Source organism: Achromobacter semiaridum (genome assembly GCF_053543755.1).
The window spans coordinates 19,317-29,535 of record NZ_JBLVOL010000069.1 but is presented as its reverse complement, the minus strand read 5'-3'; the positions used below and the strand labels follow the sequence as shown (position 1 = coordinate 29,535).

General features: G+C 65.9%; 7 protein-coding genes. 2 read left to right on the top strand and 5 right to left on the bottom strand.

All coding sequences use genetic code 11. The features are described from left to right. Positions 1-193: 193 nt before the first annotated feature. Complete coding sequence (locus ACNPP0_RS18970) at positions 194-3,805, bottom strand: indolepyruvate ferredoxin oxidoreductase family protein (protein WP_448706708.1); 3,612 nt, start codon at positions 3,803-3,805, stop codon at positions 194-196. 173 nt (positions 3,806-3,978) lie between these two features. On the opposite strand from ACNPP0_RS18970, the gene mutY reads away from it, so the two are divergent. Next, positions 3,979-5,058 (top strand): A/G-specific adenine glycosylase, encoded by a 1,080-nt coding sequence (gene mutY, locus ACNPP0_RS18965; protein ID WP_448706707.1) that lies wholly within the window; start codon positions 3,979-3,981, stop codon positions 5,056-5,058. Between the two features lie 36 nt (positions 5,059-5,094). Here the strand turns inward: mutY and ACNPP0_RS18960 are convergent, their stop codons facing one another. Continuing rightward, positions 5,095-5,925 (bottom strand): helix-turn-helix transcriptional regulator, encoded by an 831-nt coding sequence (locus ACNPP0_RS18960; RefSeq protein ID WP_448706706.1) that lies wholly within the window; start codon positions 5,923-5,925, stop codon positions 5,095-5,097. Between the two features lie 92 nt (positions 5,926-6,017). Between ACNPP0_RS18960 and ACNPP0_RS18955 the strand changes: the two genes are divergently transcribed. After that, positions 6,018-6,788: a class I SAM-dependent methyltransferase gene (locus ACNPP0_RS18955; RefSeq protein ID WP_448706705.1), complete on the top strand. Its 771-nt coding sequence runs from the start codon at positions 6,018-6,020 to the stop codon at positions 6,786-6,788. 98 nt (positions 6,789-6,886) lie between these two features. On the opposite strand, the gene ACNPP0_RS18950 is transcribed toward ACNPP0_RS18955, so the two are convergent. The 3 genes from ACNPP0_RS18950 to ACNPP0_RS18940 all read right to left on the bottom strand — a co-directional run. Further along, positions 6,887-8,494, bottom strand: coding sequence for a mannitol dehydrogenase family protein (locus ACNPP0_RS18950; protein ID WP_448706704.1), 1,608 nt, complete (start codon positions 8,492-8,494; stop codon positions 6,887-6,889). Next, positions 8,482-9,693 carry a D-mannonate dehydratase ManD gene (manD, locus tag ACNPP0_RS18945; protein WP_448706703.1) on the bottom strand — a complete coding sequence of 404 codons (1,212 nt, stop codon included), beginning with the start codon at positions 9,691-9,693 and terminating at the stop codon, positions 8,482-8,484. The genes ACNPP0_RS18950 and manD overlap by 13 nt, the downstream gene beginning before the upstream one ends. A 59-nt stretch (positions 9,694-9,752) precedes the next feature. Then, positions 9,753-10,219, bottom strand: a 467-nt coding sequence (locus ACNPP0_RS18940) for a zinc-binding dehydrogenase (protein ID WP_448706702.1), incomplete at its 5' end; no start/stop codon positions are given.

Genomic DNA, 10,219 nt, shown 5'->3' with positions numbered 1-10,219 from the left:
TCGTTGACCCGCCCGCCCCGCGCCGCCGCCGCGCCAGGCGTCAAAAGAACCTGCTCCGCCCCAAAAAAAGCAACCCGCCCCTGAGCCTAAATCTCAGCTTCAAATCCCTGCTACAAATCCCAGCTTCAAGGCTCGGCTTCACCCAGACCTCAAATCCCCAGCCCAACCTCCAGCTCCAAACCCAGCCCCCCCGTCAAGCCGCCCGAACCCCAATCGCCACCACCCTCGCACTGAATTCCTTCAACAACTCCTCCCGCACCAAAGCCGCCCGCGCCACCGCCGCCTCCTTCACATGTCCATACCCTCGAATCTCTTCCGGCACCCGCGCTAACGCCACCGCCCTTTCCAGATTCCCCCGATTCAACTTCACCAGAATCGCCGACAACGTCTCTCGATACTCCCGTATCAGCTCACGCTCTGCCCGCCTTTCCGCCGTATACCCGAACACATCCAACCGCGTCCCCCGCAACCGCCGCATCTTCGCCAGCACCCGGAACACCTTCAGCATCCCCGGCCCATAAGCACGCTTGACCAGATGCCCCGCCTTGTCGCGCCGCGAGAACAGTGGCGGCGCCAGATGGAAGTGCAGCTTCCAGTCCCCTTCGAACTGTTCCCCGATCTTCTTCACGAACTCCCCATCTGAATACAGCCGCGCCACCTCGTATTCGTCCTTGTAGGCCATCAGCTTGAAATAGTTGCGCGCCACTGCCACCGCCAACCGATGCGTGCCCGTCGCTTCCTGTTCCGCTCGCGCCACCTTGTCCACTAGGTCCGTGTATTGCTTGGCATACGCCGCATCCTGATATTCAGTCAGAAACGCCTTGCGCACCGCCACCACCTGCGCCAACTCCCCGGTTGGCTTCTTCAATTCCGTGACCGGCGCCGCGCTGCGCGGCCGCTTAAGCTCGATGATGTCTTGCGGCCCCGCCAACGGCACCCCGCCGTTCGCCATCAGCCGCATCACGTCCGCCGGGTCGTGCGCCGCGCGCCGCCCCCACGCAAACGCCGCCTGATTGTTGGCCACCTGCTGACCATTCAATTCAATCGCCCGCAGCAAGGCCTGGCGTGACAACGGCAGCCAGCCCTTTTGATACGCATAGCCCATCATCAACGGATTTGAATAGATGGCGTCACCCAGCAACACTACCGCCATCGCCGCCGCATCCACCGCGTACAGATTGTCCTTGCCGCAGGCGGCTTGCAGATCCGCCGTCAGATCCGCGCCGGGCAACGTCCAGTCCGGGTTCGACACGAAAGCCGCCGTGGGCGCGGTGTCGCTGTTCAACAGCACCTTCGTGCGGCCCGGGCACACTCGCGCCATGCTGTCCGCGCTGGTCGCCACAACCAAGTCGCCCGCCAGCACCAGATCGGCCTCGCCCATCGCCACGCGCGTATTCAACAAATGTTCGGGCGATTGCCCCAGCACCACATGCGAATACACCGCGCCGCCCTTCTGCGCCAAACCCGCCATGTCCAGCACCGAACAGCCCTTGCCCTCAAGATGCGCCGCCATGCCCAACAACTGCCCGATCGTCACCACGCCCGTGCCGCCCACCCCCGCGATAAACACGCCATAAGCGTGATCCGGCACCGGCACGCGCGGCTCCGGCACACCCTCATCGACGACACCTTCCCGCGACAACGCCCGCGGCTTCTTCAGCTTGCCGCCTTCCACCGTCACGAAGCTGGGGCAAAAGCCCTTCAAGCAGGAAAAGTCCTTATTGCAGCTGGATTGATTGATCTTTCGCTTGCGCCCAAACTCCGTTTCCAACGGCTCCACCGACAAGCAATGCGACGCCGTTGAACAGTCTCCGCAGCCTTCGCACACGCGCTCGTTGATGACCACGCGGCGCGCCGGATCCGCATGCGCGCCGCGCTTGCGGCGACGCCGCTTTTCCGTTGCACAGGTCTGGTCATAGATCAGCACCGATACGCCCGGATGTTCGCGCAAGTCGCGCATCACCGCGTCCAGCGCATCACGATGCAGCACCGGGACATCCGGCGCCAAACCCGGTGCGTCCTTGTACTTGTCCGGTTCATCCGTGACCACCACGATTTTTTCGATGCCCTCGGCCGCCATCTGGCGCGAGATCATCGGCACGCTGATGGGCCCGTCCACCGGTTGCCCGCCCGTCATCGCCACCGCGTCGTTGAACAGGATCTTGTAGGTAATGGGCACCTTCGCCGCCACCGCCGCTCGGATCGCCAACAGGCCCGAATGGAAATACGTGCCGTCGCCCAGGTTCGCGAACACGTGTTTTTCTTCCGTGAACGGCGCCTGCCCAATCCACGGCACCCCCTCGCCGCCCATCTGCGTGTACACCTCGGTATTGCGGTCCATCCACCGCACCATGTAGTGGCAGCCAATGCCCGCCATCCCGCGCGAACCTTCCGGCAAACGCGTCGACGTATTGTGCGGACAGCCCGAACAGAACCACGGCTTGCGCTCCTGCATCACGCGCGGACGCGCCAGCGCCTGTTCGCGGTCCTGGATGAATTGCAGCCGCGCCGCGATGCCCGCGCGCACATCGTCGGGCAACGCAAATCGCAGCAGCCGCGCCGCGATCGCGCGCGCCACCATCGCGGGCGAAAACTCGTAATGCGCCGGCAATAACCAGTTGCCCTGCGGCACCGACCACTCCCCGCCATCCTTGTCGTCGAATTTGCCCACCACGCGCGGGATCTTCTTGCCGCTGCCGATCCAGCTGAACAACTCTTCCTTCAACTGGTATTCCAGCACCTGGCGCTTTTCCTCGACCACCAGAATCTCGTCCAGCCCGTCGGCAAACTGCTGCATGCCGGCGGACTCCAGCGGCCACACCATGCCCACCTTGTACAAACGCAGGCCGATGCGCTGGCACACCGCCTCGGTCAAGCCCAGGTCCGACAGCGCCTGGCGCGTGTCCAGATACGCCTTGCCCGACGTCATGATGCCAAAGCGCGCATCGCGTTGCGGCACGTGCCACAGCTCGCGGTTCAGTTTGTTGGCGCGCGCGTACGCCAGCGCCGCGTACAGCTTGTAGTCCAACAGCCGCGCCTCTTGTTGCAGCGGCGTGTCCGGCACCCGGATGTTCAGGCCGTCGGGCGGCAGGATGAAATCTTCCGGCAACAGGATTTGTACGCGATGCGGGTCTACGTCCACCGACGCCGACACTTCAACGATGTCGGTAATGCACTTCATGCCCACCCACACGCCCGCATAGCGGCTCATCGCCCACCCGTGCAGCCCGTAATCCAGCACCTCTTGAACGCTGGACGGAAACAGCGCCGGAATCATGCAGGCCTTCAGGATGTGATCGCTTTGGTGCGGCAAGGTCGAGGACTTGGCGGGGTGGTCGTCGCCCGCCACCACCAGCACGCCACCGTGGCGAGACGTGCCGGCCGCGTTGGCATGCTTGAAGACATCGCCGCAGCGGTCCACGCCCGGCCCCTTGCCGTACCACATGCCGAACACGCCGTCGTACTTGGCGCCCGGAAACAGGTTCACCTGTTGCGACCCCCAGACCGCCGTGGCGGCCAGGTCTTCGTTGACGCCCGGCTGGAATTCAATGTGGTGCGCCTTCAAATGCCTGGCCGCCTTCCACATGTTCTGGTCCACCCCACCCAGCGGCGACCCCCGGTAGCCGGACACGAAGCCCGCGGTGTTCAACCCCGCCCGCGCATCGCGCACGCGCTGCATCATGGGCAGGCGCACCAGGGCGTGGATGCCGCTCATCCAGGCGCGGCCGGATTCCAGGGTGTACTTGTCGTCAAGTTGGACGGATTCAAGCGCCGTGCGTACGGCGGCTGGCAGGGGGGCATTCATGTGTACTCCAAAATCCTGGAGGCCCCCTCCAGCTTCGCGAGCCGCCTCGCTTGACGGTCACGCGGGCCAACAAGGGCCGTGAAAGTGAAGTCGTGGCGCGTTTGCGCTGTAGTGCCGATAGTTGTAACCGGTCGCCCCCACCCCGGCAATAGGGCGATGCGATAATTGCCGCCATGGACTTCGCCCCTAGAATCGTCGCCTGGCAACGCCAGCACGGCCGCCACGATCTGCCCTGGCAAAACACGCGTGACCCCTATCGGATCTGGCTATCCGAGATCATGTTGCAGCAGACGCAAGTGGCCACCGTCATCCCGTACTACGAACGTTTCCTTCAGCGTTTTCCGGACGTGGCCGCGCTGGCCGCCGCCAGCCAGGAAGACGTGATGCCGTATTGGGCCGGGCTGGGCTACTACGCCCGCGCGCGCAACCTGCATCGCTGCGCGGTTCAGATCGCTGAAAACTGGAACGGACGCTTTCCGCCTTCGGCCGCCGCCATCGGCACGCTGCCCGGCATCGGCAGGTCCACCGCCGCCGCCATCGCCGCGTTTGCCTACGGCGAGCGCTCGCCCATCCTGGACGGCAACGTCAAGCGCGTCTTCACGCGCCACTTCGGCATAGACGGCGACCCCGCCAAGCGCGAGGTCGAAACCCGCTTGTGGGCATTGGCCGACGCGCAGGTCGAAGCCGCCCCCGGGCTGGACATGGCCGCCTACACGCAAGGCTTGATGGACCTGGGCGCCACGCTATGCACGCGCGGCAAGCCCGCCTGTGTACGCTGCCCCATGGCGGACACCTGCGTCGCCCGGCGCGAAGGCCGCCAGGCCGAACTGCCCACGTCCAAGGTACGCAAGGCGATTCCTGAACGCGAGACCGGCATGTTGGTGTTGCAGCACCAGGGCGCTTTCCTGTTGCAGCAGCGGCCTGAACCAGGCATCTGGGGCGGCCTGTGGAGCCTGCCAGAATTCGATGTGGCGGGCGACCCCGACGCCGCCTCGCGCGCGCTGGGTCTGGAACCGGAACGACGCTTTGAACTGGCCGCGTTCGCCCACACGTTCACGCACTACCGCCTGCACATCCGCCCGTGGCTGGTGCCCGTGCGCGCCGCCAGCTTGCGCGAATCGCCCGTGCCGGAACGCTGGGTGCCCGCCGACAAGCTGGCCTCCATGGCGCTACCCGCGCCGGTCAAAAAACTATTGCAAGGGCTGGTCGACGCGGGCATGCAGAACAGCCTGTTCTCCACGGCCAAGCCCTGAACAGACGGCAGCCCGCCGCCGCCCCCCCCCCCCGAACTATCTGTCTTCAGGCGCCGAGCCGCTTAACAGCATCACCAGTTTCAGGTCCGGGTGCGTGGCCAGCCGGAACGTGATCTGCTGAAACGCCAGCTTGCCGTCGCGCGGATGCTGGAATTCACGCAAGCCGCCCTCGCGTTCCACCACCGCGTGGCGCGTCCACCAATGGGCGAACACCGCGCTTTGGCGACTCAGCGTGTCCAGCAGGGCAAGCACCGCCGGCTCATCCAGATGCGCGCCCGCGTCGGCGCGAAATTCCGCCGCGACGCGGCGCGCCCGCTGATCCCAATCCACCACCAGGTCACGCGCGGCCGGGTCCAGGAAGATGTAGCGCAGTAGATTGGGTTCGGCATCGCGCTTGGGCCAGTTGTCGAACAGGTCGCGCAGCGGCTCATTCCAGGCCAGCACATTCCACGCGCGGTCCAGCACATAGGCCGGCGCGTTGATGGCGTCCACGCATTCCTGCAAGGGGCCGGGCGCGGCGCCCGCGTCATCGCGCGCGTGTTGGGGGTCGGCGCAGTCGGCAAGGTCGAACAGGTAGGCGCGTTCGGCGCGCGCCAGTTGCAGCACGCCCGCGATGCGCGACCACACGGACGGCGACACCGAAACTTCACGGCCCTGCTCGATCCACGTGTACCAGGTGACGCTGATTCCGCACAGTTGCGCCACTTCTTCGCGCCGCAGGCCGGGCGTGCGGCGCCGCATGCCTTCGGGCAGGCCCGCCATCTGCGGCGTGATGCGCGAGCGCGCGCTGCGCACGAATTCGCCCAACGCCTGCCGGCGCAGGGGCGATCCATCTTGGTTGGCCGCGCTTTGGGGGGAAGTAGTCATACCAGGATAAGCAATGGACTTGTACGTGTATAAAGGCCGGCCTATCTTAGCGCCTGCACCTTACACCCCGCACAACGCAACCAAGGAATTTCATGACCGCCAGCACCCACGACGCCGCCGTCGACCGCCAGTTCAGCCCCCGCGCCACCGCGTACCTGACCAGCGCCGTCCACGCCCAAGGCGAGGACCTGCTGCAAATGGCCGGCATCGCGCGCGAACGCCCGCAGGCTCGCGTGCTGGACCTGGGCTGTGGCGGCGGCCACGTGACGTTCCACGTGGCGCCCGAAGTCAAGGACGTCACCGCCTACGACCTGTCCCAGCAGATGCTGGACGTGGTGGCCGGCGAAGCCGCCAAGCGCGGGCTGGCCAACGTGGCCACGCGCCAGGGCAAGGCCGAATACCTGCCCTTTGCCGATGGCGAATTCGACGTGGTGATGTCGCGCTATTCCACCCACCACTGGCAGGACGCCGGCCGTGGCCTGCGCGAAGCGTTCCGCGTGCTCAAGCCGGGCGGCATCGCCGTGTTTGCGGACGTGGTCTCGCCCGGCGAGCCGCTGCTGGACACCTGGCTGCAAACGATTGAAGTGCTGCGCGACACGTCCCACGTGCGCGACTATTCCGTGGCCGAATGGACGCGGATGCTGACCGAGGCCGGCTTCACCTTGCAGGGGCTGTCGCCGCGCCGCCTGCCGCTGGAATTCCAGACCTGGGTCACGCGCATGCGCACGCCGGACACGCTCGTCGCGGCGTTGCGCCACATGTTCGGCATTGCGCCCGATGTGGTGCGCGCGCATTTCGACGTGCAGGACGACGGCTCGTTCACCAGCGACACGGCGACGATCGTGGTGAAGAAGCCGGGGTGATGAACACGGCCTACGGAAACAGGCCATACCGAAACAGGCCATACGTAAACAGGCCATACGTAAACAGGCCATACGTAAGCAGGCCTACGTAAGCACACCTACGTAAGCAGGCCCTGCGTGCTCAGCGCCCCCGCCACGCCCCGCGTGCGCAGCGCATGCGCGGCTTGCGACACGGCCCGCACAAAGCGCGGGTCGTCGCCCAGGTCGCCAAACACCGCCGTCACGCCGGTCAGCGTTTCGGTCCAGGCTTGCATGGCGGGCGGCCCCGCGCTGCCGCCCTCGAAGGCACGCTCCGCCTTGGCAAGCCTTTGCGCCAACTCTGCCGCCATCGGGTCCTGGATGTCATAACGCCGCCCCGCCTCGTCAACGCCGCGCAAGAAGTGCAGCCACGCGGCCACCGCCAGCGCCAGCTTGTCGATCGGCAAATCTGCCGCCAAGCGGGCACGGACGGTGTCCAGCAAGCGCTGCGGCAGCTTCTGCGTACCGTCCATCGCAATCTGCCGGGTCTGGTGTTTTAACGCCGGGTTCTGGAAGCGTTGCAACAGCCGCTGTTGATAACGCGCCAGGTCCAGGCCCGGCAACGTGGGCAACGTCGGCACGATTTCGTCCTGCATCAACGCGGCCAGATAAGCCTTCAGCGCCGGCTGCGCCATCGCTTCGTCCACCGTCGCCCAGCCCGCCATCACCGACAGATAGGCCAGCGCCGAATGCAGGCCGTTGACGGTGCGCAGCTTCAAGGTTTCAAACGGCGCGGCATCGGCCACGAAGCGCGCGCCGCCTGCGGCCCAGTTTGGCCGGCCGGCGGCAAACCGGTCTTCCACCACCCATTCCAGATAGGGCTCGCCCACCACCGGCCAGGCATCGTGCAGGCCCAGCGCGCGCGCCACGGCGCGGCGATCCTCGTCGGTTGTGCGAGGCACGATGCGGTCCACCATGGAACACGGAAAGGCGCACAAGGCGTCGATCCATGCCGCCAGCGCCGGGTCAACCTGCCGCGCAAACGCCAGCACCATGCCGCGCAGCAAGTGCCCGTTGCCGGGCAGGTTGTCCAGCGACATCAGGGTGATCGGCCCCCTGCCTGCCGCACGTCGCTGCTGCAAGCCCCACACCAGGTAAGCGATCGTGCCGCGCGGCGCCAGCGGATGGGCAAGGTCGTGCACGATGTCGGGGTGTTGCAGGTTCAAGCGGCCGCTGGCGGGGTCGTGGCAATAGCCTTTTTCAGTCACGGTCACGCTGACGATGCGCGTGTCCGCATGGGCGATGCGCGCCAGCACGGCGGCGGGATCTTCGGGCGCAACCAGGGTTTCGATCAGGCAGCCGATCACCGCAATCTGCTGTTGCAGGCTGCCGTCCCCGCGCATGCCCGTAACCCCGCACCCGCCCTCGCCCTCACCGCCGCCCTGGCTAGCACTGCGTAGCGCCAACGCGTACAAGCCTGCTTGCGGCGCCAGCGCATCGCGCGTGTCCGTCTGCCGCAACGACACGCCACAAATGCCCCAGCCCAGGTCTGGCCCCACGCCCGCGCCCGCATGCAGCGCGGCCTCGTTGACCGCCGCCAGATGCGCGCGCGCGAACGCCCCCAGGCCCAGGTGCACGATGCCCACGCGCAAGGCGGCCCGGTCATACGCGGGCCGCGCCACAGCATCGGGCAATGACGCCAATCGCTCGGGCGCAAGCCGCGCGGCGTCGGCCGCTACCAGTTCCATAGCGTGCCGTCCTGCTGCAAGCGATTCACCGGCAGGTAGGCACGTTTGTAGGGGTACTTGGCCGCCAACGTTTCATCAATGTCCACGCCATGGCCCGGCACGTCGCCGGGATACAGCATGCCCTGGTTGAACGTATAGGCGTGCGGGAAGACGGCATCGGTTTCCTCGGTGTGGCGCATGTATTCCTGGATGCCGAAGTTGGGCACCCACAGGTCAAAGTGCAACGCCGCGCCCATGCACACCGGCGACAGGTCGGTAGCGCCGTGGCAACCGGTGCGCACCTGGTACAGCGAGGCCAGGTCCGCGATGCGGCGCAGATGCGTGATGCCGCCCGCGTGCACGACGGTGGTGCGGATGTAGTCAATCAACTGGTTCTGCACCAGGTCCTTGCAGTCCCAGATGGAATTGAAGATCTCGCCCACGGCCAGCGGCGTGGTCGTGTGCTGCCGGATCAGGCGAAAGGCGTCCTGGTTTTCGGCCGGTGTGGCATCTTCCATCCAGAACAGGCTGTAGGGTTCCAGCGACTTGCCCAGCCGTCCGGCTTCGATCGGCGTCAGGCGGTGATGCACATCGTGCAGCAGATGATGTTCAAAGCCCAGCTTGTCGCGGATGCGCTCGAACAGCTTCGGTGTGTGACGCAGGTATTTTTCAGTGGACCAGTCATGTTCGCTGGGCAGGTCGGCGTCGGCGGGTTCGTAGAACAGGTTGCCGCGCCCCACGCCATAGACCTTATCCAGCCCTGGCACCCCGCTTTGCGCACGGATGGCGTGGTAGCCCATGTCGGCATATCGCAGCACTTCGTCCAGCGTGTGCTCGATGTCCGACCCGTTGGCGTGCCCGTAGACCATGACGCCGCTGCGGCTCTTGCCGCCCAACAATTGATACAGCGGCATGCCGGCCGCCTTGGCCTTCAGGTCCCATAGCGCGGTGTCCACGGCGGCGATCGCGGTCATGGTGACCGGGCCGCGCCGCCAGTACGCGCCTTTGTACAGGTACTGCCAGATATCCTCGATCTGATGCGCGTCGCGCCCGATCAGGCAGGGGATCACGTGTTCGGTCAGGTACGCCGACACCGCCATCTCGCGCCCGTTCAAGGTAGCGTCGCCGATGCCCGTCAGCCCCTGGTCGGTTTCTATCTTCAGGGTCACGAAATTGCGGCCCGGCGAACAAACAATCACGCGTGCATTCGTAATTTTCATTGGGGTTTTCCGAGTAGACAGCGGGGGCAGGGATAGGGGGTTGGCCGACGAAGGCCGCGTCAGAACGTCACCATCACCTTCATCGCCAAATGCCGGTCGGCCGCCAGCGCGAAGGCGTCATGCACGTTGCGCACCGGCACCGCCGCCGTCAGCAGCGGCGACACGTCCAGTACGCCCCGGCTCAGGTAGTCCACCGCCCAGGCGTATTCGTCGACGAAGCGAAAGCTGCCGATCACGGACAGGCTTTTCACCATGATGAGATTGAACGGGCATTGCTCGCTGCTGCCATTCAACGTGCCTACCGTAACGATGACGCCACGCGGGCGGGTGGCGCGGATGCAGTTGGCCAGCCCGGCGTAATTGCCGGAGGCTTCGAAGCAGACGTCGACGGTGCCCTTGCCCGCGCCCAGCGCGTCGATGGCACCGGGGTCGGTAGCGGCGTTGATGATGTGGGTGGCGCCGACGCGCGCGCAGGTGGCCAGCGTCTCGTCCACGATGTCCACCACCGTCACCTGGCTGGGGCCGG

Bases quoted from the DNA above. Each gene is read 5' to 3' on its own strand.
- ACNPP0_RS18970 (WP_448706708.1), bottom strand. From the start codon at position 3,805: ATGAATGCCCCCCTGCCAGCCGCCGTACGCACGGCGCTTGAATCCGTC.
- mutY (WP_448706707.1), top strand. From the start codon at position 3,979: ATGGACTTCGCCCCTAGAATCGTCGCCTGGCAACGCCAGCACGGCCGC.
- ACNPP0_RS18960 (WP_448706706.1), bottom strand. From the start codon at position 5,925: ATGACTACTTCCCCCCAAAGCGCGGCCAACCAAGATGGATCGCCCCTG.
- ACNPP0_RS18955 (WP_448706705.1), top strand. From the start codon at position 6,018: ATGACCGCCAGCACCCACGACGCCGCCGTCGACCGCCAGTTCAGCCCC.
- ACNPP0_RS18950 (WP_448706704.1), bottom strand. From the start codon at position 8,494: ATGGAACTGGTAGCGGCCGACGCCGCGCGGCTTGCGCCCGAGCGATTG.
- manD (WP_448706703.1), bottom strand. From the start codon at position 9,693: ATGAAAATTACGAATGCACGCGTGATTGTTTGTTCGCCGGGCCGCAAT.